The sequence below is a fragment of the Variovorax paradoxus genome, from assembly GCA_016806145.1.
Lineage (GTDB): Bacteria > Pseudomonadota > Gammaproteobacteria > Burkholderiales > Burkholderiaceae_C > Variovorax.
The window spans coordinates 4,524,678-4,547,686 of record CP063166.1 but is presented as its reverse complement, the minus strand read 5'-3'; the positions used below and the strand labels follow the sequence as shown (position 1 = coordinate 4,547,686).

Annotated in this window: 17 protein-coding genes; 6 read left to right on the top strand and 11 right to left on the bottom strand. The window is 71.9% G+C overall.

Features of this window, described 5'->3' with window-relative positions; all coding sequences use genetic code 11:
* Nucleotides 1-11 precede the first annotated feature (11 nt).
* Nucleotides 12-1,082 carry a carotenoid 1,2-hydratase gene (locus INQ48_21235; protein ID QRF55889.1) on the bottom strand — a complete coding sequence of 357 codons (1,071 nt, stop codon included), beginning with the start codon at nt 1,080-1,082 and terminating at the stop codon, nt 12-14.
* Nucleotides 1,083-1,183: 101 nt separating this feature from the next.
* Here INQ48_21235 and INQ48_21230 point away from each other — a divergent pair, with 101 nt between their 5' ends.
* Together INQ48_21230 and INQ48_21225 are read left to right on the top strand one after the other, a co-directional pair.
* A complete protein-coding gene (locus INQ48_21230; GenBank protein QRF55888.1) occupies nt 1,184-3,733 on the top strand; it encodes a penicillin acylase family protein in 2,550 nt (849 codons plus the stop codon).
* 285 nt (nt 3,734-4,018) lie between these two features.
* Nucleotides 4,019-5,647 carry a carboxypeptidase regulatory-like domain-containing protein gene (locus INQ48_21225; GenBank protein ID QRF55887.1) on the top strand — a complete coding sequence of 543 codons (1,629 nt, stop codon included), beginning with the start codon at nt 4,019-4,021 and terminating at the stop codon, nt 5,645-5,647.
* Nucleotides 5,648-5,807: 160 nt separating this feature from the next.
* Here the strand turns inward: INQ48_21225 and INQ48_21220 are convergent, their stop codons facing one another.
* Complete coding sequence (locus INQ48_21220) at nt 5,808-8,417, bottom strand: ABC transporter permease (GenBank protein ID QRF55886.1); 2,610 nt, start codon at nt 8,415-8,417, stop codon at nt 5,808-5,810.
* A gap of 64 nt (nt 8,418-8,481) precedes the next feature.
* Between INQ48_21220 and INQ48_21215 the strand changes: the two genes are divergently transcribed.
* Nucleotides 8,482-9,924, top strand: coding sequence for a serine hydrolase (locus INQ48_21215; protein ID QRF55885.1), 1,443 nt, complete (start codon nt 8,482-8,484; stop codon nt 9,922-9,924).
* Here the strand turns inward: INQ48_21215 and INQ48_21210 are convergent.
* Both INQ48_21210 and INQ48_21205 read right to left on the bottom strand, forming a co-directional pair.
* Nucleotides 9,921-10,475, bottom strand: coding sequence for a DsbC family protein (locus INQ48_21210; protein ID QRF55884.1), 555 nt, complete (start codon nt 10,473-10,475; stop codon nt 9,921-9,923). The genes INQ48_21215 and INQ48_21210 overlap by 4 nt on opposite strands.
* A 76-nt stretch (nt 10,476-10,551) precedes the next feature.
* The gene (locus INQ48_21205) at nt 10,552-12,822 is read right to left on the bottom strand and encodes an aminotransferase class V-fold PLP-dependent enzyme (protein QRF55883.1); all 2,271 of its coding nucleotides are present in this window, start codon (nt 12,820-12,822) and stop codon (nt 10,552-10,554) included.
* 86 nt (nt 12,823-12,908) lie between these two features.
* Between INQ48_21205 and INQ48_21200 the strand changes: the two genes are divergently transcribed.
* Entirely contained in the window at nt 12,909-13,385 is a 477-nt protein-coding gene (locus INQ48_21200) for an Lrp/AsnC family transcriptional regulator (GenBank protein QRF55882.1), read from the top strand.
* An 8-nt stretch (nt 13,386-13,393) separates the two neighbouring features.
* Here the strand turns inward: INQ48_21200 and INQ48_21195 are convergent, their stop codons facing one another.
* The 3 genes from INQ48_21195 to INQ48_21185 are packed head-to-tail and all read right to left on the bottom strand — an operon-like array spanning nt 13,394 to nt 15,763.
* Nucleotides 13,394-14,308 carry an ADP-ribosylglycohydrolase family protein gene (locus INQ48_21195; protein ID QRF55881.1) on the bottom strand — a complete coding sequence of 305 codons (915 nt, stop codon included), beginning with the start codon at nt 14,306-14,308 and terminating at the stop codon, nt 13,394-13,396.
* A 4-nt stretch (nt 14,309-14,312) separates the two neighbouring features.
* Nucleotides 14,313-14,879 (bottom strand): NADAR family protein, encoded by a 567-nt coding sequence (locus INQ48_21190; protein QRF55880.1) that lies wholly within the window; start codon nt 14,877-14,879, stop codon nt 14,313-14,315.
* Nucleotides 14,880-14,917: 38 nt separating this feature from the next.
* Nucleotides 14,918-15,763, bottom strand: coding sequence for a TIGR02452 family protein (locus INQ48_21185; GenBank protein QRF55879.1), 846 nt, complete (start codon nt 15,761-15,763; stop codon nt 14,918-14,920).
* Between the two features lie 83 nt (nt 15,764-15,846).
* Here INQ48_21185 and INQ48_21180 point away from each other — a divergent pair, with 83 nt between their 5' ends.
* On the top strand, nt 15,847-16,599 hold the full coding sequence (locus INQ48_21180) for an NUDIX hydrolase (GenBank protein QRF55878.1): 753 nt from the start codon (nt 15,847-15,849) through the stop codon (nt 16,597-16,599).
* A gap of 12 nt (nt 16,600-16,611) precedes the next feature.
* Here the strand turns inward: INQ48_21180 and INQ48_21175 are convergent, their stop codons facing one another.
* The 4 genes from INQ48_21175 to INQ48_21160 all read right to left on the bottom strand — a co-directional run bounded on the left by INQ48_21175 (nt 16,612) and on the right by INQ48_21160 (nt 21,130).
* Nucleotides 16,612-17,844 carry an RNA polymerase subunit sigma-70 gene (locus INQ48_21175; GenBank protein QRF55877.1) on the bottom strand — a complete coding sequence of 411 codons (1,233 nt, stop codon included), beginning with the start codon at nt 17,842-17,844 and terminating at the stop codon, nt 16,612-16,614.
* A 287-nt stretch (nt 17,845-18,131) separates the two neighbouring features.
* Complete coding sequence (locus INQ48_21170; protein QRF55876.1) at nt 18,132-19,493, bottom strand: Gfo/Idh/MocA family oxidoreductase; 1,362 nt, start codon at nt 19,491-19,493, stop codon at nt 18,132-18,134.
* 36 nt (nt 19,494-19,529) lie between these two features.
* Entirely contained in the window at nt 19,530-20,402 is an 873-nt protein-coding gene (locus tag INQ48_21165) for a phytanoyl-CoA dioxygenase family protein (GenBank protein QRF55875.1), read from the bottom strand.
* Nucleotides 20,399-21,130, bottom strand: coding sequence for a GntR family transcriptional regulator (locus tag INQ48_21160; protein ID QRF55874.1), 732 nt, complete (start codon nt 21,128-21,130; stop codon nt 20,399-20,401). The genes INQ48_21165 and INQ48_21160 overlap by 4 nt, the downstream gene beginning before the upstream one ends.
* A gap of 211 nt (nt 21,131-21,341) precedes the next feature.
* Between INQ48_21160 and INQ48_21155 the strand changes: the two genes are divergently transcribed.
* Nucleotides 21,342-22,943 carry an efflux transporter outer membrane subunit gene (locus INQ48_21155; protein ID QRF55873.1) on the top strand — a complete coding sequence of 534 codons (1,602 nt, stop codon included), beginning with the start codon at nt 21,342-21,344 and terminating at the stop codon, nt 22,941-22,943.
* Nucleotides 22,944-23,009: the final 66 nt, after the last annotated feature.

The following is a 23,009-nucleotide window of genomic DNA, read 5'->3' as shown; positions in this document are numbered from 1 at the left end:
CTGTCCGCTTTCTAGAGTTTCAGAGGCGCCACATACCCCGTCATCTCCAGGTAGCCGCGCCCCAGGCGCCGGCCCTGGCCATCGAGCAGGTCGCTCAGGCCTTCCCAGTACACGCCGCCGGTCGAGCCGCGGCTGTCGAGCTCCTGGTCGTCGAGCAGCGCGCGCACCTCGAACTCGCCCGCGGGCGTGCGCACGCGCCACTGCACGGGGTAGCGCGCCTGCGTGCGCGGGCTGTTCCACGGACGGCCGGCCTCGAAGCGCACCTCGTCGGGGCCGAACACGCGCAGCGTGCCGTCGCCCGCGCGGAACGAACCGCCCGACCACAGCGCGCTGCCGTCGGCGCGGCGCAGGTGGAAGGCCGTGAGCGCGCCGCCGTCGTCGAGGTTCATGCCGATCCAGTCCCAGCCCACGGCCTCGGGATGCAGCAGCGCCTCGCTCCATTCGTGGTCGAGCCAGGCCCTGCCGCGCACCGCGAAGGGCCGGCCGTCGAGCACGATGCGGCCCTGCGCCGCGAGCTGCGGTTCGCTGTAGTAGTAGCTGGCCTGGGCCTCGTCGGGCCCCTTGCGCGAGAGGCCCGCGCGGCCCTGCAGCAGCACCGGCTGGGTGGGCGCGAATCGCAGCTCGAGCGTGAAGCCGCTGGCGGGAATGCGCGCCGTGTAGCCGTCTTCGCCGCGCAGCAGCGACCAGTCGCGCAAACGCAGCGCGGTGTCGGTTTCGCTGGCCGAGGCGCCGCCCAGGCCCGCGCGCGCGATGCGCTGGTCGTGCCGCAGCGCGCGGCCCTCGAGGTCGGTGACGGCCGCGTGCGCGAACACCAGTTGCTGCGCCGCGAACTTCGAGCGCATGCCCTGCGTGGCGTCGACGCGCGAGCGGAAGAAGGTGACCTGGAAGCCGAAGGCGCGGCCACCCTCGGCCTGGGCATGGCCCGTGATGTACCACCACTCGGTGCGCAGCTCGGGATGGCTGCCGAAGTCGCGCGGGAACTGCAGCGTGCGCGGCGGCAGGGCCCAGGCGGGCGCGAGACCCGAAGAGGCGGCGAGCGCCGCGAGCAGGAGGTCGCGGCGCGACAGGAGGGCGGGTGACATGGCCGCACGAGTCTACAAGCGGCCTCGTCACGCGTTGTAACCCGCGCGCGGGCGAAAGCGATTACCGTGGGCCGGCCCATAAAAAGAAGGAGACGAGATCCATGAAGCGCACGCCCAGCCCGCGCCCCGTCGCGCGGCGCACCGCATCCCCCCGTTCCGGTTCCCTCGCCATGCGGCTCGTGCCGCTGGCGGCGCTGCTCGCGCTCGCGGGCTGCGCCTCGGGACCGCCCGCCGAAACAGCGCCATCGACGAGTACAGCGCCCCGCGCGCCCTCGTCGTTTGCCGTGCCCGGTCTCGAGAAGCCGGCCGAGGTGCTGGTCGACCGCTGGGGCGTGCCGCACCTCTACGCGGGCACGCTCTACGACGCCTTCGTCGCGCAGGGTTTCATCGCCGCGCGCGACCGGCTCTGGCAGATGGACCTGTGGCGCAAGCGCGGCCTCGGCGAGATGGCGCAGGACTTCGGTCCCGCCTGGGTCGAGAGCGACCGCGCCGCGCGCGCCGTGCTCTATCGCGGCGACATGTACCGCGAGTGGCTGGCCTACGGCTCCGACGCCAAGCGCGTGGCCGAGGCCTTCACGGCCGGCGTCAACGCCTACGTGGCGCAGGTGCGCGCGCAGCCCGACCTGCTGCCGCCGGAGTTCAAGTTGCTGGGCTACCAGCCCGCGACCTGGTCGCCCGAGGACGTAGTGCGCATCCGCCACCATGGCCTCACGCTCAACCTCACCTCCGAGATCGAACGCGCGCGCGCCTACTGCGCGGGCGGCTCCGGCATCAAGGCCGACTGGCTGCGGCGCGAGCTCGACCCGCCCGTCAATCCGCGCGTGCCGCCGGGCCTCGATCCCTGCACCATTCCTGCCACCGAGTTGCGCGCGGCCTATCTGCGCGCGACCGAGTCACCGCAGTTCACCAAGGCCAACACGCTGCTGCCGCAGCAGGGCGCGGGCCCCGGCAGCTTCGCGGTGTCGCAGGCAGGCGACGAGGCACAGGCCGACAAGGCGGATCAAGGTGACCCCACGGCCGCCTACGGCAGCAACAACTGGGTGATCGCGCCCAAGCTCAGCGCCACGGGTCGGCCGATCCTCGCGAACGATCCGCACCGCGCGCACGGCGCGCCGAGCCTGCGCTACATGGCGCACCTGAGCGCGCCCGGCATGGATGCCATCGGGGCCGGCGAGCCCTTCCTGCCGGGTCTGTCGATCGGCCACAACGGCACCATCGCCTTCGGCCTCACGCGCTTCTACATGGACCAGGAGGACCTCTACGTCTACCAGCTCAATCCGCGCAATCCCAACGAGTACCGCTACCAGGGCCGCTGGGAGCCGATGCTGCGCGTGACCGAGCGCATCGCGGTGAAGGGCGAACGCGCGCCGCGCGAGCTGGTCAACACCTTCACGCGCCACGGGCCGGTGCTGCTGTCGGAGCCCGGCAAGCGCCGCGCCTATGCGTTGCGCGCGGCCTGGCTCGAGCCGGGCATGGCACCGTACTTCGGTTCGATGGACTACATGCGCGCGCGCAACTGGGACCAGTTCCGCGCCGCCATGAATCGCTGGGGCGCGCCCGGCGAGAACCAGGTCTATGCCGACCGCGACGGCAACATCGGCTGGATCCCCGGCGGCCTCACGCCGATCCGTCCGAACTGGGACGGCCTGATGCCGGTGCCCGGCGACGGCCGCTACGAGTGGTCGGGCTTCCGCAACGGCGACGAGCTGCCGTCCGAGTTCAATCCCGCGCGCGGCTATGTGGTGACCGCGAACGAGAACAACATCCCGAGCGAGCATCCGGCCGCGAAGAAGGGCATCGGCTACGAGTGGAGCGACGCGGCACGCGCGCGGCGCCTGAAGGAATTGTTCGCGGCGAAGGTGGCCGCGGGCCAGCGCTTCACGCTCGAGGACTCGCAGCGCATGCAGAACGACATCGTCGCCACGCCGGCGCAGCGGCTGCTCAAGCTGCTCGCGGGCCTGGGCAGCAGCGATGCGCAGACCGCGGCCGGCCTCGCGCTGCTGCAGGGCTGGGACGGCACCATGGACCGCGAGAGCGCGGCCGCCGCGCTCTACGAGGTGTGGAGCAGCAAGCCGCTGCGCCAGGCCGTGCTCAAGGCCGGCGCGGGCGAGTCGGCCATGCAGTACGCGCTGCCGGGCGACAACACGCGCATGGTCCTGCTGCTCGAGAACCCGTTCGGCTGGGTCAGCAACGCGCAGCGCGATGCGATGCTGGTACAGACCATCGCGCCCGCCATGCAGGAACTGAGCAACAAGCTCGGCCCCGACCCCGCGGCCTGGAAATGGGGCGCGCTGCACCGCGCCGAGTTCCGCCACCCGCTCGGCGGCATCGTCGATGCAGCCACGCGCAGGAAGCTCGACGTGGGCGACTGGCCGATGTCGGGGTCGTCCTTCACGCCGATGGCCGCGAGCTACCGCGCGAGCGACTACCGGCTGACCTCGGGTGCCTCGTTCCGCATGGTGCTCGACGTGGGCAACTGGGACGCCTCGCGCGTGATCAACACGCCGGGCCAGTCGGGCAATCCCGACAGTCCCAACTACCGCGACCTCGCGCCGCTGTGGCTCGAGGGCAAGTACGTGCCGCTGGTCTACAGCCGCGCGGCGGTGGAAAAGGAAACGGTGGAGCGGATCCGGCTGACGCCCGCGCCCTGAAGCCCGCGGCAACCCCCTTGCAGGGCCCGGCGGGGCTAGCGCAATCGGGTTGCATCAATGGATCGCGGCACCGCGCGGGCCGCCGCGAAATCTTCCGTATTCACTTCCCCGCGTGCATGCAACGGCCGTTGCATGCGCGTGACTTTTGGCACTGTTTGCCGCGTTCCGCGATGCATACGCTCGGTCCCCTTCGATGCATGGCATGCGATGCCGCGCATCGGACACCGAGGCTGCCGCATGGCGGCCGCATTCATCGATCAGTTGCCACAGAGGGGGAGAGAACCCATGAAATTCAAGATTGCAATGGCCGCCGTGGCGGTCGCATTGGCTGTTGCCGCGTGCGGCGGCGGGGGCGGAGGCTCGGGCTTCGCGTTCCTGCCGCCCGGCCAGAACGGCGGTGACCCCGGCGGTCCCGGTGACCCGGGTGGCCCCGGCGACCCCGGCACGCCCGCGCGCAAGGACGCGAAGGTCACGGGCCGCGTGACCAACGCCCTCGACGGCGCGGGCATCGCACAGGTCAAGGTCACGGCCGGCGGCGTCAGCACGACGACCGCGGACGATGGCTCCTACGCGCTCGAGGGCATCACCAACGGCGCCTCGGTGCTGCTCGGCTACGAGAAGAGCGGCTTCGCACCGCAGAGCCGTGCCACCGCCGCGCTCGCGGCCGCCGAGGCCAGCACCGTCATCAACATCCCGATGCTGCCGGTGGCCTTCAGCGACACCTTCAATCCGGGCGCCGCGCGCGACCTCGCGGTGCCGGGCTCGACCGCGATGGTGCGCCTGCCGGCCAACGCACTGCGCCGCGCCGACGGCAGCACGCCGACCGGTCAGGTCACCGGCCGCCTCACGCCGATCGCACCCGCGACCAACGTCAACCTGATGCCCGGCAACTACCTCGCGGCCACCAGCGGCGAGCCGGCCGCGATGGAGAGCTTCGGCGCGCTCGACGCCAGCTTCGTCGATGCCGATGGCGCACCGCTGCAACTCGCGCAGGGCGTGAGCGCCACCGTGCGCATCGCACCGTCGTCGCGCAGCGCCGCGCTGCCGCCGACGGTGCCGCTGTTCTTCTACAACACGGCCACGGGCCTGTGGGTGGAAGAGGGCAGCGCGAGCCTGCAGGGCACCGCGCCGAACCAGTACTACGAGGGCACGGTCACGCACTTCACGACCTGGAACGCCGATCAGATCTACAACACGGTGCGCGTCAACGGCTGCGTGCAGAACGCGGCGGGCCAACGCGTCGCGGGTGCGGTCGTGGCCTCCGAAGGCAAGTCGTACAGCGGCGTCGGCTCGGCCGTGACCGATGCCGAAGGCAACTTCTCGGTGCCGGCCAAGCGCAGCAGCGCCGCCTTCGTGGTGGCGAGCAAGAACGCCGAGCTGTCGAACGCGGTGAACGTGGACCTCGGCGAGCAGGACCAGTCGATCGAAGGCTGCCTGACGCTCACGAGCGCCGCGGTGTCGATCAAGCTGACCTGGGGCGAGACGCCGCGCGACCTCGATGCGCACACGCTGGGTGCCAACCTCGGCGAGCACATCTACTACGTGAGCCAGGGTTCGCTCGCGACCGCGCCGTTCGTCAACCTCGACGTGGACGACACGAGCAGCTTCGGCCCGGAATACACCACCTTCGCCAAGCTCGCGCGCAATCGCACCTACCGCTTCTTCGTCCACCGCTACTCGGGTGACTTCGGTTCGGGGCAGACCGGTTCGCCCGCGCGCGTGGAGCTGAACAACCGCGGTGCCCAGGCCGTGTACGCACCGCCGGCCGGCGAGACCAGCAGCACGCGCTACTGGCACGTCTTCGACCTGCGCACCGACGACAGCTGCAACGCGACGATCGTGCCGATCCAGAAGTTCCTGACCGAGGAACCGCCGCCGCTCAACACCGACGCGAACGCGCAGTACTGCAACTGAGCGGCAGGAACGACGACCGGCGAACACCGATCGTCTTCAGCCGAAGAACGAGAAAAGAGAGCAGGGGGAAAAGGCGCATGAACAAAGCGCCGGCAGGCACGGGACCGCGGACCTCCGCGGGTCGCGTGCCTGCTTTTTTTTTGCTCGCGCGAAGCGGCGCCTACCAGTCTTCCTTCACCGCCAGCACCGCATCCCTGCCGGCAGCGGCCCGCCCCGCCATCCACGCCGTGACGGTGCCCGCGGCCACCACGGCCGCGCACAGCGCGAGCAGGCGGCCCCAGGGCAGCAGCAGGTCCATGGTCCAGTGGAAGCTCTGCGGATTGACCACCTTCACCAGCACCACCGACACCGCGAGGCCCAGGCCCAGTCCGGCCACCGCGCCGATGGCGGTCCAGGCGGCGCCTTCGCCGGCCACCACCGCGAGCACCTGCGCACGCGTGAAGCCCAGGTGCGCGAGCAGGCCGAACTCCTTGCGCCGCGCGAGCACCTGCGCGCTGAAGCTCGCGGCGATGCCGAACAGCCCGATCGCGATCGCCACCGCCTGCAGCCAGTAGGTGACGGCGAAGCTGCGGTCGAAGATGCGCAGCGAGACCGCGCGGATCTGGCCCACCGAGGCGATCTCGATCTCGGTGCCGGCGCGTTGCGCGGCCAGCGCGCGCACCGCTTCCTGCACCGTGCCCTCCACGGCGCCAGGCGCGAGCCACAGCGCGATGTCGCTGACGTCGCGCTCGCCCGTCAGGCGCTCGAAGTCGCGCGCCTCGATCGCGATGGCGCCGAACTGCCGCGCATAGTCGCGCCACACGCCGGCGACGAAGAAGCGGGCGGGCGCGCCGCCGGCGGCGGGCGTCAGCGCGTGCGACAGCGGCGCGAAGACGCTGCCGGGCTTCGCCCCGTAGAGCTCGACCATCGGCTCGCTCACGTAGATGCCGATCTGCCCTTCGGGCACCGGCAGCGCGCGCCCCACCAGCGGCAGCGCCTGCGCCACGCCGCCTTCGAGGTGGCGCGAGATCAGGGTCACCGCGGGCTGCGCCGTGTCGAGCTGCAGCGAGCGCGTGCGCAGCGTGCCGCTGCGCGCCACGCCGGGCAGCCGCGACAGCGCCTGCACGAAGTCGGGCGCGAAGGTCGCGGTGTCGGTGCTGCTCTCGGCGCCGCTGTTGCCGCCGCGCCCGCTCGAGGTGGCGCGCACGTAGAGGTCGGCCGGCAGCACGATGTCGAGCCACTGCGTGACCGAGTCGCGGAAGCTCGCGACCATCACCGTGAGCGCGACCGCGAGGCTCAGGCTCGCGACCACGCCGCTGACCGCCACCGCCGCGGTGCCGCGCATGCGGCGCGCGCGCTCGATCGCGAGCATCGGCAGCACGCGGCGCGACAGCAACGGCGCGATGCGGTCGTAGAGCAGCGCGATCAGCCACGGCAGCGCGGTGATGCCGCCGACCAGCAGGCAGGCCACCGACAGGTAGGCCGCCACCGGCACGCCGCGGATCGCGGGCAGGTTGGCGAGCGCCACGCCCAGCGCGATCAGGCCCAGCGCCAGCCAGTGGCTGCGGCCCTGCGCGGGCGGCGCGCCCAGGCCCTTGAGCGTCTGCGCCTCGGGCAGCGCCTGCGCCGCGCGCGCCGGCCACCAGCCGCCCACCAGCGCGGCCGCCACGCCGAGCGCGCCGTAGAGCAGGGCCGAGGCGCCGCTCCAGTGCAGCGTGGGTGCCACGCCTTCGAAGTAGCCGCCGCCGAGGTCGCCGCCGAGCACGCGCAGCGCGACGTCGGCCAGCGCGGTGCCGAGCGCGAGCCCGGCCGCGCTGCCGATCAGCCCGAGCACCAGCGATTCGGCCAGCACCAGCCGCAGCCGCTGGCGCGGCGTGAGGCCCAGCACGCCGAGCAGCGCGAACTGCTGCGCGCGCTTGGCGACGCTGAGCGCGAGCACCGAGAACACCAGGAAGGCCCCGGTGAACAGCGCCACCAGCGCCAGCACCGTGAGGTTGACGCGGTAGGCGCGCGAGAGGTTGCTGACGCGCTCGGCCGAGTCGCCGGGCTCGGCGAACTGCAGGCCGGCGGGCCAGCCGGGCGTGGCCTGCAGCGCCGCGATGAAGGCCGCGCGGTCGGTGCCCGCGGCCAGCCGCAGGTCGATGCGACTGAGCTGGCCGAGGCGGCCGAAGCGTTCCTGCGCGGTGGCGATGTCCATCACCGCGATCGCGCCGCCGCCGGCCGCCACATGGCCGGCCACGCGCAACCGCCGCCAGTCGGCGCCGCTGCGCAGCCGCACGGTCTCCTCGGCACCGGCCGGCGCCTGCGCGGGCAGGCCGAGCGCGCTGCGCGCCGCGGCGTTGAGGAACACCAGGTCCGGCGCGAACAGCGCGAAGCGTTCGGCGCCCGCATCGGGCTGCGGCATCAGCGCCGGCGCGATCGCGGGCAGCGCGAGCGCGTCGACGCCGATCGCGCGCAGCGGCACCTGCCGCTCCTCGCCGCCGAGCGTCGGAGCGACCAGCGCGAGCGCCTGGAACTCGAGCACCGGGCTCGCGAGCGTCACCTGCGGCTGGCGCGCCAGTGTCTCGAACACCGCCTCGTCGAAGCTGCCCTGCGGCGCGCGCAGCTCGAGGTCGGGCTGGCCGTTGACCGAGCGCACCGCGCTCGAGAACTCGTCGAGCGCCGAGGCGTTGATGAGCTGCACCGAGAACGCGAGCGCCACGCCCAGCATCACGGCCAGCACCGCCGCCGCGTTGCGCCAGGGGTGGTGGCGCAGTTCCTGCCAGGAGAAGGTGGTGAGCAATGCACGCATGGGGCGATTGTGGCCCGCGCGCCGTGGCACCATGCGGCACCTGTCCCTGCCCGAGGAATCGACGATGCGGCTTCTCTCCCGCGGCCCCCATGCCTCGCTCCGGCGCCTGGCGCTGCTGTCCATGGCCTCGGCGCTGGCGCTGCTGCTGGCCGGCCCCGCCAACGCGCAGTCGCCGCCCGGCGCCGCGCTCTCGCTCGCGAGCGACCCGGCCCTGATCGCACGCACCGCGCTCGACACCGAGCGCGGCACCGTGGTGGTGGGCCTGCTGCGCGGCGGCAAGGCCAGCTACGGCGCGGCCTACAACCCCGAGCCGCCGACGCCGCCGCGCGCGCTGTCTTCCGAGAGCGCCGAACAGCCGATGTTCGAGATCGGCTCGGTCACCAAGGTCTTCACGGGTCTGCTGCTCGCGCAGGCAGTGGAGCGCGGCGACCTCAAGCTCGACGACAACCTGGGCCAGCTGATGGCCGGCAAGATCAAGGCGCCGCTGTCGCCGGCGGTGGCCTCGGTCACGCTGCGGCAGCTGGTGACCCACACCGGCTGCATGCCGGTGATGGCCGACGGCGTGACCGGCGGCCCGGCGCTGGCCTCTCAGATGCGCGCCTTCGAGCGCCAGGAGCTCTACGACGCGCTGCCGCGCATCAAGCTGCTGGGCGCCGCACCGCCGTGCGCGGGCGCGTACAGCAACTACGGCATGGCGCTGGTCGGCCTGCTGGTGGCCGACCGCTACCACACCACCTGGAGCGAGCTGGTGCGCGCGCGCATCACCGAGCCGCTGGGCATGAACGACACCGTGATCCTGCTCGGCGACAAGGCCTCGCGCATGGCGCCGGCCTTCGCGGGCGACCGGCGCCAGTCGCTGCTCGACATGAAGGCCTATGCGCCGATCGCCGCGCTGCGTTCGACCGCGGCCGACATGATGGTCTTCAGCCGCGCCATCCTCGCCGGGGCCAGCGGTCCGTTCGGGCCGGCCGCGGTGCGGCTGCTCACGCCGCTGGCCAGCTACGAGGGCGCCGAGATCGGCTATGCGGTGATGGTGCGCGGCGCCGAGGGCGGCCGTCGCACCTACTACCACGCGGGCGTCACCGAGGGCTACCGCACCCTGTGGCTGCTCGCGCCCGACACCGGCGAGGCCATGATCCTCTTGAGCAGCAACACGCGCGCGCCGCTGCAGCGCGTGATGCTGGCGATCGGCAAGAGCCGCTATCCCGCGCCCACGGTCGAGGTGCCGGTCGATGCCGACAAGCTGGCCGAGTACCGCGGCGAGTACCGCGTCACGAAATCCAAGTCGCTCGACTTCACCGTGCGCGGCGGCCGCCTGCTGGTGCGCGAGAGCGGCCGTGGCTACAACCCGCTCAAGCCGATCGGCACCGACCGCTTCACGGTCGGCGAGATCGGCGCGCAGATCGTGTTCCAGCGCGAGGGCGGGCAGGTGGTGGGCGTGACGCTGTCGCAGGGCGGCGCGCAGGTGGTCGGGCGCAGGGTGCGCGAAAGCGCGCTGGTGGATTAGCGACGCTCGGCGGCGTCGAGCAGCTGCTCGATCCACGCCGCCCGTATCGCGCCCGGCACGCGCGTGCCGTCGCCGAAGATCAGCGTGGGCGTGCCGCTCACGTCGTAGCGCTTGCCGAGCGCTGCGTTGCGCTGCAGCGCCGACGCATCGCAGCGGCCCGCGGGCGCGCCGGGGTCGATGCCCTTCTCGATCCATTGCTCCCAGTTCATGGCCGGTCGGGCACTGCACAGGATGTTGCGCGCCTTGGCCACCGATTCCTCGCCGAGCACCGGATAGAGGAAGACATGGACCGTGACGTTGCCGATCGCCTTCAGGTCCTTGTCGACGCGCTGGCAGTGGCCGCAGCGCGGATCGGAGAACACCGCGATGCGGCGCTTGCCGTTGCCATGGACCAGCGTGATCGCGTCCTGGAACGGCAGCTTGTCGAAGTCGAAGCCCTCGATCTTCTTGAAGCGGCCCGCGACGTCGTCGCGCCGGACCTGGGCATGGGCCAGGGTGGCGGTGGCGCCCCAGGCGCAGGTGGAGAGCAGAAGGCGGCGGCGGAGGTTCATCGAGACGGTCCCTGACATCGTTGTTGGCGTCAGTGCGGTTCGGGCGCGCGGCGAAGGTTCCCGGGCCGCGTGCGCATCAGTGCACCGCTTCGTGCAAGGTGCCCGCTTCGTCCGCGGCATGGCGCGGCCACAGCGCGAGACCGCCCGCGAGGCTCCAGGCCTGCGCATGGCCGAGGCGGCGCAGCGCGCGTGCCGCCTGCGCGCTGCGGTTGCCGCTGCGGCAGAAGAACAGGATCGGCGTCTCGCCCGGCAGCGCGAGCCAGTCGGGCAGGGCGTTGAGCAGCCGCGAGAGCGGCACGGCCTCGCGCCGCGCGGCGTCGAGCACGCCGGGCTGGCCGAGCCGTTGCTCGTAGGGCTCGCGCACGTCGACCAGCAGCAGGCCCGGGTGCTGGCGCAGCAGCGCGGCAGAGGCCTCGGGCGACAGCTCGGGCGTGCCGCTGCCGGCGCAGCGGTCGACCCGCGCGCCGCAGGCCATGGTCCGGTATTCGGTGAGCCCGAGGTCGCGCTCGAGCGCCGCCTTCGCGCTCGCGAAGCCCTGCGCGTCGAGGCGGCCGTCGAGCACGTCGTCGAGCAGCGGCTGGGCCATGCGCTCGGTGGCCAGTGTGCTCGCGAAGCGGTCGTCGTAGTCGTGGCCCGGCAGCAGCAGCGTGTCGGGCTTGAGGGCGCGCTGCAGCTTCAGCAGCGACGGGCCGAAGGCCAGCGGCCGGCTCTGCGCGAAATCGCCGCGGCCCAGCGCGCCGGGCATCACGGTGTCGCCGACGAAGGCCAGGCGCAGCCCCTTGGCATCGCGCAGCAAATACACGGTGGAGTCGGCGGTGTGGCCCGGCACGGCCAGCCGCGTGAGGCGCAGGGCACCGAGCGCGATCTGGGTCGCGCCCTCGGGCCAGCCGAGCGCATCCACCGCGCCCGGCTCCAGCTGCCGCGCCGGCACGGCGGCGCGCAGTTCGGGCCCTGAGGAGGCATGGTCGCCGTGGCTGTGGGTGTCGAGCACGGCCGCCAGCGTGTAGCCATGGCAGCCCAGCCACTGGGTCAGTTGCGCATTCAGTTCGGGCAGCGGATCGATGACCACGCAGCGCCGGCTCTCGGCATCGGCCAGCAGGTAGCAGCAGGCGCCGTCGACCACGAAGCGGGTGAGGCGCTCGGGTGGCTGCGCCTCGTTCTGCGGCACCGGGCCCAGGCAGCTCCGGCGCAGCGACTCGCCGCAGGCGCGGATGCGCGCGCAGGCCTCGTCGATGAAGGCGTCGTCGCTGGCCGGGCCGAAGGACAGCCGCACCGCCGACGCGGTCTGCCAGGCGGGCAGCCCCATCGCCTCGAGCACGTAGCTGGGCCGCGCCTTGGCGGCGCCGCAGGCCGAGCCGCCGCTCACGCGCATGTCGGCCGCGTCGAACAGGTCCAGCAGCAGCTTGGAGCTCAGGCCCGGCACCGAGAAGTTCAGCGTGGTCGGCAGGCTGAGCGCGCTCGGCGCGTTGAAGACCAGGCCCGGGAAGGCCTCGGCCAGCGCGGCCGCCAGGCGGTCGCGGCAGGCCGCGAGCGCGTCGGCGCGGCGGAAGGTGAAGCCTTCCTCCAGCGCCGCCAGCACCGCGCCGAGCGCGGCGATGCCCGACATGTTCTCGGTGCCCGAGCGCAGCGAATCCTCCTGGCCGCCGCCGGCCATCAGCGGCGTGAACGGCGCGCCCTCGCGCACGTAGAGCAGGCCGATGCCCTTGGGCGCATAGAGCTTGTGGCCCGAGAAGGGCGCGTAGTCGATGGGCCGCTCGCCCAGGCGCAGCGGCAGCTTGCCGAGCGCCTGCACGCTGTCGACCATCCACAGCGCCGGGCTGCAGACCAGCGCGGCCGCGATGCCGTCGAGGTCGCTGACCACGCCGGTCTCGTTGTTGGCGGCCATGGTGCAGACCATGCCGGCGCGCGGTGCGTGCGCGCGCAGCCAGTCGAGGTCGTGGCGGCCGTTGCGGCCCACCGGAATCGCCAGCACCTCGAGGTCGAGGCCCAGCAGCGCGTTCCAGTGGCGCAGCGCCTCGGGCACGGCCTTGTGCTCGGTGGCGCCGTAGAGCAGCAGCTCGGGCACGCTCTCGCCGGCCCGGCGCCGCGCGCGCAGCGCGTTCAGGGCCGACAGCACGGCGGTCTGGATGCCCTCGGTCGCGCCGCTGAGGAACAAGAGCCGCCCCGTCGGCGCGCCGATCGCGCGGCGCGCGCGCTCGCGCACCGCGTCCATCAGCGCCCGGGCCTTGAGGCCGGTGTTGTGGATGCTGCTGGGGTTGCCGAAATCGCCGGCCATGGCGGCCAGCGCGGCCTCGCGGGCCTGGGGCAGAACGGGGGTGGTGGCGTTGGCGTCGAGGTAGATATCCATGCCTCGATTCTGCGAAGCCGCGACAGGAAAAAGCTTGCGTTGTAGACTCGATTTCCCTGAATTTTGAGAATCAGATTCTATTTTTCATGGCAAAAATAAAACTCGACGCCATAGACAGGAAGATTCTCGAGCTGCTGCAGCTCGATGCCGGGCGCCAGATCGCCGAGCTCGCGAGCGAGGTCGGCCTGTCGCAGACGCCGTGCTGGCGCCGCATCCAGCGGCTCAAGGAAGCCGGCGTGATCACGCGCAACGTGATGCTGGTCGATCCGCAGAAGGTCAACGTGGGCGTGACGGTGTTCGTCGCTGTGCGCACCAGCACCCACACGCAGGCCTGGTTCGATCGCTTCAAGGCCGTGGTCGACGTGATCCCCGAGATCGTCGAGTTCTATCGCATGAGCGGCGAGATCGACTACCTGCTGCGCGTGGTGGTGCCCGACATCGCGGCCTACGACAAGGTCTACAAGCGGCTGATCGCCGACACCGAGCTGTTCGACGTCAGCTCCAGCTTCGCGATGGAGGAGATCAAGTTCACGACCGCGCTGCCGCTGTCGTACGCGCAGTAGCGAGAGGATCAGGCCGGATGGGCGAGCGCGAACAGACCGCGCGCCATCGCGTCGATCTCGTCGCGCATCGTGAGCGTGGCCAGCCACGGCGCCGGAATGCCCGCCACGCCATGGAAGGCGCCCGCGAGCTGGCCGCAGATCGCGGCCGTGGTGTCGGCGTCGTCGCCGAGGTTGGCGGCCGCGAGGATCGCCTCCTCGAAGGAGTCGGCCTGCGCGAAGCACCACAGCGCCGCCTCGAGCGATTCCACGCAATAGCCCGAGCCCTTGATCGCGTCGCGCGGCTTGTCGCGCCAGCGGCCGGCAGCGAGCGCGGCCACGCCGGGGCTCGGTGCTTCGCCGATGTCGCGCGGCGCGAGGATCGACGCCTTGTCCTCGCCGCGCAGCGCGGCCTGCAGCTGCAGCGCGAACAGGCGCGAGCAGGCGATGGCCTCGGCCGCGCCGTGCGTGGTGCGCGTGCTGTCGGCGGCATGCCGCAGCAGCGCGGGCGTATCGGCCACGCCGAACATCGCGACCGGCGCGAGCCGCATCAGCGCGCCGTTGCCGGCCGTGCGCGGATCGGGATCGCCCGCGAAGGGATCGCCGTTCGCCAGGTAGCGTGACAGCGCGTTCGACACCGTGATGCCGATGTCGAAGCAGCGCCCGTTGCTGCTCATGTAGCCCACGCTGCGCCAGTTGCAGTAGCGGTTCATCTGGTCGACGGCATCGAAGCCGCGGCAATGGATCAGGCTGGCCGCGAGGCACAGTGCCATCGAGGTGTCGTCGGTCCATTCGCCGGGCGCGAGGCCGAAGGGCCCGCCGCCCTGCATGCCGGTGACGGGCACGAAGCTGCCGCGCGGGCTGAACTCCACGCGCGTGCCGACGGCGTCGCCGCAAGCCAGGCCGAGCAGGGCGCCCCGGAAGCGGTCTTCCATCGAGGTCGTCATGGTTTCAGCCCGCCCGCAGTCGGTCGCGCACGGCCATGAGCGCGAAGCCCAGCAGGTTCTGGCCGCGCCAGCGCGCCGGCTCGCGCGCATCGGCATGGCTCGCGGTCATGCCGATGCCCCAGATCGCGTCGTGGGGGCTGGCTTCCACCAGCACCTGCTCGCCCGTGCGCAACAGGAATTCGCCCATCGCCGCGTGCTGCGAGAACTTCGCGAGGTTGCCCTGCACGACCAGGTCGAAGGCCGCGTTCGTCCAGGCCGCGTCGTCGAAACCGCGCACCGCGCGGCCCAGCTTCTTGGCCTCGGCCGGCGTGCGCGCGGCGAGCACCTGGCCCAGCACCTCGACGTCGCCGAACAGCCGCGCCTTGCCGGCCATCATGAAGTGCTCGGCCGTGGCGTAGCGCACACCCTCGATCTCGAACGGCGCCTCGAACCATTGGCTGAAGCAGCCCTTGCCGGCGCTGCAGTCCTTCTCGGGCTGGTGGCCCCAGAACAGCAGGTAGCGGGGTTCGAAGCCTTGGGCGATGCGCTCGATCAGGGCGGTGCGGGTGTGGGTCGAAAGAGAGCGGGTCATGGTGTTTCTTTTCATCGGAGCGCCGGCATGGGCGCGAATCAGGCGGCCAGGATGTCTTGGAACGCCGTGAAGGTCTCCTGCTGCGCAGAGGTATCGAGCACCGCGAAGACGATCCGCTCGAAGCGCGTCGCCCACGGGCTGTCGGCGCCCAGGTGGTGACGGAACGCCTGCGCGACGACCCGCGGATCGTTGCGGAAGACGCCGCAGCCCCAGGCACCGAGCACCAGCGCATCGCACGCCTGCCGCGCGGCGAGCGCCAGCACGCACGCCACGCGTGCCTGGAGCACCTGCGGAATCTGCGCCAGCGCGTCGGGCTGGTTGCGCGCGATGGCACCCGCGTTCGGCGCGGCGCAGGTGATGAAGGTGGCGGCCTCGGGTCGCTCCATCAGGCTCCCGTCGTCGTGGCGGAAGACGGGGCAGTCGGGCGAGACGACCATCGCGTGCGAATAGAGCAGCGAAGGCGCCGCCCGATGCGCCTCGTGGAACTGCGGTGCGCGCAGCAGCGATGCGTACAGTGCCGAACTGGTGGCCAGCGACTCCTCTTGCGCGAGGCTCCCGCCGAGAAAGCCGCCGCCGGGATGGCGCGCGGAGGCGAAGTTCAGTGCGCCGATGCGATGGCGGCCCGTGGCCGAGAGGCGCGAGATGCCGGCCAGGGTGGTCTCGTTGACGACCTCGATGGTGGCGCGGTGCGGCCCGGTGGTCGAGCGTTCGACCTTTCGCACGAGCTCGCCGGCCTGCGCCTCGTCGAAGTAGCGCGTTTGCGCGAGGCAGGCGGCGATCTCCTTCTCGAGGCTGATCGTGCGGCCTTCCGCGGTGGCGTAGGCGCCGCGGTCGAGGATCTCCAGTGTTTCGTGCGCGAGCTTGGCGCGTTGTGCCCTGTTCATGTCTTTCCTTCTTGTTGTTCTGTTGGTCTTGATTGTTAGTTGTTCTGTACAACTAATAAGGGTTGTATAGTACAACTAATCGAATGCTCGTCAAGTCCTTCGTGAACGCCTCCGCATCGACCTTTCCGTCGCTCGACTTTCCCCGCCCCCTCGTCACCGTCGACGTGGCGATGTTCACCGTGCTCGACGACGCGCTGCAGGTGCTGCTGGTGCGCCGCCCCGCCGACAGCGCCGAACCCTATCCGGGGCGCTGGGCGCTGCCGGGTGGCTTCGTGAACGTCGATGAGGACGCGACGCTGCTGGACTGCGCGCTGCGCAAGCTGCGCGAGAAGACCGGCGTGGTCACGCCCTACCTCGAGCAGCTCGGCAGCTGGGGTGGGGCGAAGCGCGATCCGCGCGGCTGGTCGGCCACGCATTGCTTCTATGCGCTGATCCCGGCGCAGGCGATGCAGCTGCGCGGCGGCGCCAACGCGGCCGAGGTGGCGTGGTTCGAGGTCGAGGCGGCGCTGCGCAAGCGGCTGGCCTTCGACCATGGCGAGCTGCTCGCGGCGGCGGTGGCGCGGCTGCGCAGCAAGGTCGAATACACCTCGCTGCCGGCCTTCCTGCTCAAGGAGCCGTTCACGCTGCCGGCGCTGCAGCACACCTACGAGGTCGTGCTCGGGCGTCCGGTCGACAAGAGCGCGTTCCGCAAGCGCATGCTCGACGGCGGCTTCATGGAGGAGGCCGGCATGCTCGCGGGCGGGCCGGGGCGCCCGGCGATGAGCTACCGGCTGCGCGACCGTTCGCAGGCGGCGCTGTTCCCGCGCACCTTCAATGCCCGGCCCGACGCGGGCTGAGCGCGCCGAGCCTCACAGGCGCAGCATCATGACCCCGAGGTAGGTGCGCACCGCCGCGCTGCTCGCGAGGCCGATCGCGCGCTCGTAGGCCTGGCGCGCCGCGGCCCGCGCGCCGCCGGCCGCCAGCAGGTGCGCACGCGCGGCCCAGAAGGGCTGGTAGTTCGCGACCTCGTCGGGCGGGATCGCATCGAGCGTGCGCAGGCCCGCGTCGGGTCCGCGCGCGTTGGCGAGCGCGCAGGCCAGGCTCACCTGCGCGCCGATGCTGGGCCGCAGCGCGAGCAGGCCTTCGTACAGCGACACCAGCGCCTCGGGCGGCACCGGCGCGCCGACGCGGCGCTCGCAGTGCGCCGACTGGATCGCGGCCTCGAGCTGGTAGGCGCCCAGACGCTGCATGGCCGAGGCGCGGCGCAGGCAGGCCTCGGCCTCGGCGAGCAGGTCGGGGTCCCAGCGCGCGGTGTCCTGCTGGTCGAGCGGCACATAGGCGCCGGTGTCGCTGCGGCGCGCCTCGGCGCGGCTCTCGCAGAACAGCATCAGCGCGAGCAGACCCAGCGGCTCGGGCTCCTCGGGCATCAGCGCGCAGAGGATGCGGCCGAGGTCGATGGCCTCGGTGGTGAGGCCGTCGGGCCGCGCATCGGCGCCGTCGACATCGTCCCAGCCGGTGCCGTAGGCGGCATAGATGCCGTCGAGCACGTCCTGCAGCCGCTGCGGCAGCTCGCGCTGCTGCGGGTATTCGAAGGGGATGCGCGTGTTGCGGATGCGCGTCTTGGCGCGCACCAGCCGCTGGCTCAGGGTGGCGGGCGAGGTGAGGAAGGCGCCGGCCATGCGCGCGGCGTCGAGGCCCAGCACGGTCTGCAGCATCAGCGGCGTGCGCGCGGAGGCATCGATGGCCGGATGGGCGCAGACGAAGAACAGGCGCAGCCGGTCGTCGGGCACCGCATGGCCCTCGGCCTCGGCGGTGTCCATTTCGCCGGCCAGCAGCAGCAGGGTCTGGGTGGCGTCGTCCTGCACGCGGGTGTGGCGCCATGCATCGAGGCGACGGTTGCGCGCGACGCTCAGCAGCCAGGCGTCGGGCCGCTCGGGCACGCCATCGGACGGCCAGCGCTCGAGCGCGCGCGCGAAGGCATGGGCCAACGCGTCCTCGGAGCCGGCGATGTCGTGCGTGCGTGCCGAGAGGATCGCGAGCAGCCGGCCATAGGACTGGCGAGCCGCTCGCTCGGCGGCCTCGCGGGCGGCCGTGTCGTTCATGGCGCGTGCCCCGGCGGCTTCAACCGCCCAGGGCGGACGCATCGTCGCGCCGCTCGAATTCGGCAGGCGCCTGGTAGAACAAAAGCATGTACTGCATGGTGCAACTCCGTCACGAAAAGCGGACCGCAAGAGCGCTCACACCAATGACGGCCGGCCGACCGCCATTTCGACAGCGAGTTGCATATTCTTCGACGTCGCGGCCGGCAGCGCAATGCCGGTCGCGCGCGTTTTCAGGATCGGGCGCGGTGCGGCGCGGGGCGAGCCCGCACCGCCGCGCCGAGACACTCCTACGCGGCCCGGGCCTGTTCCTTCGGCGCGAACATGGCTTCGAGTTCGCTGCGCAGCTTGAAGGCGTGGGTGCCGGTGTCCATCGCCACGTCGGCCCAGGTCAGGCTCTGGCCCTTGCGCACCGGGCGCACCAGCTTGATGCCGTGCGCCAGGCCCAGCGGCAGGCCGCCGATGCGCAGCGAGCGCTCGGCCGGCAGCAGCTTGCCCCAGACCGTGTAGCCGCCTTCGCCGTCGAGCAGCTCGCCGGGTGCGAGGTCGCGCTTGGCGGTGGCGACCACGTCGGCGTTCCAGCAGGTGGCCACGCCCGTGGGCTCGCCGCGCAGCGCCACGCTCGCGACCGACAGGCCGACCTCGAGCCCGATCAGGTGCCAGCGCTTGTAGAGCGTGAAGTAGCGCCCGCTCGGGTCGGTGTGGGCGTTGTATTCCTCGAAGCAGTTCTTGATGTAGTCGGTCTCGGCCTCGACCGTGACCCACACGCCCATGCGGATGTCGTAGGGGATCCTGCGGCCGTCGGCCTCGAGCGAGGACACCACCTCGACCATGCCCTTGCGCTCGAGCACGCCGCCCTCGCTGCGCGGGCGGGTCACGAACGGGATGTCCTCCACGCTGGCCGGCGGATAGAGCAGGCCGTCGGAGGGCACGCCCAGCCCGGTGGCATTGGCCACCGCCGAGCTCTCGATCGAGGGCTTGGAGCCGTCGAGGAAGCTGTTGAACATCTTCGGGTTGAGCCCGCCGCGCTGGGCCTGCTCGGGCGTGAGGCCGTAGTTGCCCCACACGGTTTCGGGCGTGGATTCGCTGAAGTGCGGCAGCCACTTGTGGCCGCGCCCGGCCGCCACCACCGGGAAGCCGCAGGTGCGGGCCCAGTCCACCAGGTCGCAGATCAGCGCGGGCTGGTCGCCGAAGGCCAGCGAATAGACCACGCCGGCCTGCTGCGCGCGGCGCGCCAGCAGCGGGCCGCAGAAGGCATCGGCCTCGACCGTCACGTTGACCACGTGCTTGCCATGCGCGAAGGCGTCGAGGCAGTGGTCGACCGCGGCCACCGGGTTGCCGGTGCACTCGACCACGATGTCGATCGACGGCTCGCGCGTCACGGCCTGCCAGTCCTCGGTGATCCAGGTGGCGCCGGACTTGAGCGCTTCCTGCACCGAGGTTGCGTTGGCGCGCGCGGCCTCCCAGCCCACGCGCTCGAGGTTGACGCGCGCGGCCGCGGGCGAGAGGTCGGCGATCGCGACCAGCTGCACGCCCGGCGTGCGCGGGATCTGCGCGAGGTACATCGAACCGAACTTGCCGGCGCCGATCAGGCCGATGCGGATCGGGCGGCCTTCGGCGGCGCGCTGCTGGAGTTTCTGGTGGAGGCTCATGGAAGGGGTCTTGTCTCGGTGGTTCTTCTGGCGGGCTCAGGCGACGGCTTCGAGCGTTTCGGTCGAGGTGCGCAGCGCGCTCTCGGGCAGGCCGTTCTTCCACGGCAGGTCGACCGGGTAGGGCCGCAGCAGGCAGTCGTCGGGCAGCATTTCGATCGGCGCGAAGTCGCGGTGCGCGATGTACTCGGGGCGCTTGTGGCGGCGGATGTGGTTGCTGACCGCGCACAGGCTCAGATACACCGCCACGCGGTTGAACGGCGACAGGTTGCTGCCCGAGGCATGCACCAGGCAGCTGTGGAACAGGATCATCGAGCCGGCCGGGCCCTTGGGCGAGACGATGCCGCCGTCCTTGCCGCCGGCGCGATCCACCAGCTGGCGGATCAGCGCGTTGTCGACCGTCCACAGCGGGTAGCTGGTGGTCGTGAGGTCGTGCTTCGCGTCGACCACGCCCTTGCGGTGGCTGCCCGGGATGAACATCAGCGGGCCGTTGTGCTCGTTCACGTCGTCGAGAAAGATCGCGACGTTCATCGCGCGCTCGGTCGGCATCAGGTCGTCGTTGAGCCAGGTGCCGTAGTCCTGGTGCCATTGCCAGACGTCGCCCTCGAAGGCCATCTTGCCGTTGATCTTGAACTGGTGCATGTAGACCTCCTCCTCGAAGAGGTCGCGCACCGGGCCCACCATGCGCGGATGGCGCGCGAGCTTCGCGAAGGGTTCGCTGTAGAGGTGGGCCGCGAAGTTCGTGCGCACCGCATCCGATCCCTTCTCGCGCACGTTGAAGGCCTCGCGGCGGCCGTAGAGTTCGGGCACCGCGTCGGTCAGCACGCGGGTCTCCTCGGGGGAGAAATGGCCGGGAAAGAACAGGTAGCCGTCGCGCTCGAACTGCGCGCGTTGCTCGGGGGTCAGCTTCATGCGGTGTCTCCTTGGGTCGTGCGGGGGTGGGAAAGGGAAGAGGGGGCCGATGCGGGTGAGGCTGCGCGCGCGAGCTGCTCGGCCAGCCGCCGGCCCAGCGCCTCGCTGGCCCGCGCCACGTGCTCCTCGCTCAGGCGCGCGGCCTCGCCGGCGTCGCCCGCGGCGATGGCGGCCGCGATGGCCTCGTGTTCGTCCCACAGCGACTCGCGCTGCGGCTCGGCCTGCAGCACCGCGCCCATCGCGCGGCGCAGGTGGCGCCAGTGCTGGTCGGCGCTCTGCGCGATCAGCGGATTGCCCGAGGCCGCGTAGATGGCCTGGTGGAAGGCCATGTCGGCATCGATCATGGCTTCGACGTTGCGCCCGCGCGCGGCGCGGCGTCCGCGTTCCATCAGCTTGGGGTCGATGCGAAAGCGCTCGGCGGCCGCGAGCCGCGCGGCCAGCACGTCGAGCGCGCCGCGCACCTGGTAGACCTTGCGCATCCAGTCGGGATCGAGCGGCGCCACCAGCACGCCGCGGCCCGGCGCGTCGTGCACGAAGCCGTCCTTCTTGAGCAGCCGCAGCGCCTGCAGCACCGGCTGGCGCGACACCGAAAGCCGCTGCGCGATGTCCTCCTGCGTGAGCCGCTCGCCGGGCGCGAGCTCGCCGCTGCTGATCGCGCCGAGCAGGGCGCGGTACACCTGGTCGACGAGGTCGGGCGCGACCTCGATGCTGACGAGCTGGGCGGGCATGGCGGGACTCCGTTTCTGAACTCTGTATACAGAGTACGAAATTCGGAGCGGCGGCGCAGCTAGGGTTTTCACCGGAACGGCCGGCGGCGCGCGCAATGCTCGCGTAACGCGCGGCCAGACAATCCGGCCCGGCCCGGCCCCGATTTCCGCCGGCCTTTCTTTCTTTTCAGGTCAGCTTTTCGTGACCTTCCGGGTGTACAACCCTCGCCCAATGCAAAACCAAGACAACAAAGCAGCGCAGGACCCTCGCCACGCCTCGCCGGCCGGCCCCGCGCTCGGGCGCGCGGGCTGGCCCCGCCAGGGCGTCGTCCTGGGAGCGGCCCTGCTGCTGAGCGCCTGCACGCTCGGCCCCGACTTCAAGACCCCGGGCCTGCCGCCCGCCGCGCAGGGCGCCGACTACACGCCCTCGCCGGTGCCCGAGCGCACCGCGCAGGCGCCGGTGCCGGGCGGCCAGTCGCAGCTGCTGCTGCCGGGCCGCGACATTCCCGCGCAGTGGTGGGCCGTGTTCCGTTCCGAACCGCTCGACCGCCTGATCCGCGACGCGCTCGCGCAGAGCCCCACGCTGGCCTCGGCCCAGGCCACCTTGCGCGAGGCCCAGGCCAACTACGAGGCGCAGTCGGGCAGCCTGCTGTGGCCCCAGGTCAACGGTTCGCTGGGCGGCACCCGCGAGCGCGCCTCGCAGGTGACGACGCAGGTGCCGGGCGGCCAGCTGCTCACGCTCTACAACGCCCAGGTCAACGTCAGCTATGCGCTCGACGTCTTCGGCGGCAACCGCCGCGCGCTCGAGGGCGCGCAGGCCACGCTCGAGGCGCAGCGCTACCAGGTCGAGGCGGTCTACCTGACCCTCACCGGCAACCTCGTGACCACCGCGATCCGCGAAGCCGCGCTGCGCGCGCAGCTGCAGGCCACGCGCGAGGTGCTGCAGGCGCAGCAGCAGCAGCTCGACGTGATCGAAAAGCAGTTCGACACCGGCGCGATCGCCAAATCGATCGTGCTGCAGCAGCGCACCCAGCTCGCGCAGACCCTGGCCACGATCCCCGCGATCGAGAAGTCGCTCGCGCAGACGCGCCACCAGCTCGCCGTCTACGCGGGCCGCCTGCCGAGCGAGGCCGGCCTGCCCGAATTCGATCTCGCGAGCCTGAGCCTGCCGGCCGAGCTGCCCCTGTCGCTGCCCTCCGAGCTCGCGCGCCAGCGGCCCGACGTGCGCGCCAGCGAGGCCCGGCTGCACGCGGCCAGCGCGCAGATCGGCGTGGCCACCGCCAACCTCTATCCCAAGTTCAACCTCACCGGCAGCTACGGCAGCAGCGCCACGCGCTCGCGCGAGCTGTTCCGCTCGGCCACCGACTTCTGGAGCGTGGGCGCCGCGCTCACGCAGCCGATCTTCGACGGCGGCACGCTGCGCGCGCAGAAGCGCGCGGCGGTCGCGGCCTACGACGCGGCCGCGGCGCAGTACCGCGACACCGTGCTCGGTGCCTTCCAGAACGTGGCCGATGCGCTGCGCGCGCTCGAGATCGACGCCACCGCGCTGCAGACCCAGGCCACGGCCGAGTCGCTCGCCAGGCAGTCGCTCGACCTGGCGACGGCGCAGTTCCGCGCCGGCGCCGTCAGCTACGTGCAGCTGCTGACCGCGCAGCAGGCCTGGCTGCAGACGCACACCGCGCTGGTGCAGGCCCAGGCCGCGCGCCATGCCGACACGGCCGCGCTGTTCCAGGCGCTGGGCGGCGGCTGGTGGAACCGCGGCGAACTCGCCGACGCGACCATCGCCCCGGCCGCCGATGCCGCCGATGCCACTTCCGCCCCGGCGCGCAACTGAACCCCGCCGCGGCATGACAACCTCATGCCGCGGCAGCTCACCCCCTCATCCTTGACTCGAAGAGAA

Excerpts from the sequence above, each read along its gene's own strand:
- INQ48_21175 (QRF55877.1), bottom strand. The coding sequence starts at position 17,844 with ATGAACGACACGGCCGCCCGCGAGGCCGCCGAGCGAGCGGCTCGCCAG.
- INQ48_21225 (QRF55887.1), top strand. The coding sequence starts at position 4,019 with ATGAAATTCAAGATTGCAATGGCCGCCGTGGCGGTCGCATTGGCTGTT.
- INQ48_21200 (QRF55882.1), top strand. The coding sequence starts at position 12,909 with ATGGCAAAAATAAAACTCGACGCCATAGACAGGAAGATTCTCGAGCTG.
- INQ48_21215 (QRF55885.1), top strand. The coding sequence starts at position 8,482 with ATGCGGCTTCTCTCCCGCGGCCCCCATGCCTCGCTCCGGCGCCTGGCG.
- INQ48_21190 (QRF55880.1), bottom strand. The coding sequence starts at position 14,879 with ATGACCCGCTCTCTTTCGACCCACACCCGCACCGCCCTGATCGAGCGC.
- INQ48_21220 (QRF55886.1), bottom strand. The coding sequence starts at position 8,417 with ATGCGTGCATTGCTCACCACCTTCTCCTGGCAGGAACTGCGCCACCAC.
- INQ48_21185 (QRF55879.1), bottom strand. The coding sequence starts at position 15,763 with ATGAACAGGGCACAACGCGCCAAGCTCGCGCACGAAACACTGGAGATC.
- INQ48_21155 (QRF55873.1), top strand. The coding sequence starts at position 21,342 with ATGCAAAACCAAGACAACAAAGCAGCGCAGGACCCTCGCCACGCCTCG.
- INQ48_21165 (QRF55875.1), bottom strand. The coding sequence starts at position 20,402 with ATGAAGCTGACCCCCGAGCAACGCGCGCAGTTCGAGCGCGACGGCTAC.
- INQ48_21160 (QRF55874.1), bottom strand. The coding sequence starts at position 21,130 with ATGCCCGCCCAGCTCGTCAGCATCGAGGTCGCGCCCGACCTCGTCGAC.
- INQ48_21170 (QRF55876.1), bottom strand. The coding sequence starts at position 19,493 with ATGAGCCTCCACCAGAAACTCCAGCAGCGCGCCGCCGAAGGCCGCCCG.
- INQ48_21205 (QRF55883.1), bottom strand. The coding sequence starts at position 12,822 with ATGGATATCTACCTCGACGCCAACGCCACCACCCCCGTTCTGCCCCAG.
- INQ48_21210 (QRF55884.1), bottom strand. The coding sequence starts at position 10,475 with ATGAACCTCCGCCGCCGCCTTCTGCTCTCCACCTGCGCCTGGGGCGCC.
- INQ48_21235 (QRF55889.1), bottom strand. The coding sequence starts at position 1,082 with ATGTCACCCGCCCTCCTGTCGCGCCGCGACCTCCTGCTCGCGGCGCTC.
- INQ48_21195 (QRF55881.1), bottom strand. The coding sequence starts at position 14,308 with ATGACGACCTCGATGGAAGACCGCTTCCGGGGCGCCCTGCTCGGCCTG.
- INQ48_21230 (QRF55888.1), top strand. The coding sequence starts at position 1,184 with ATGAAGCGCACGCCCAGCCCGCGCCCCGTCGCGCGGCGCACCGCATCC.
- INQ48_21180 (QRF55878.1), top strand. The coding sequence starts at position 15,847 with ATGCTCGTCAAGTCCTTCGTGAACGCCTCCGCATCGACCTTTCCGTCG.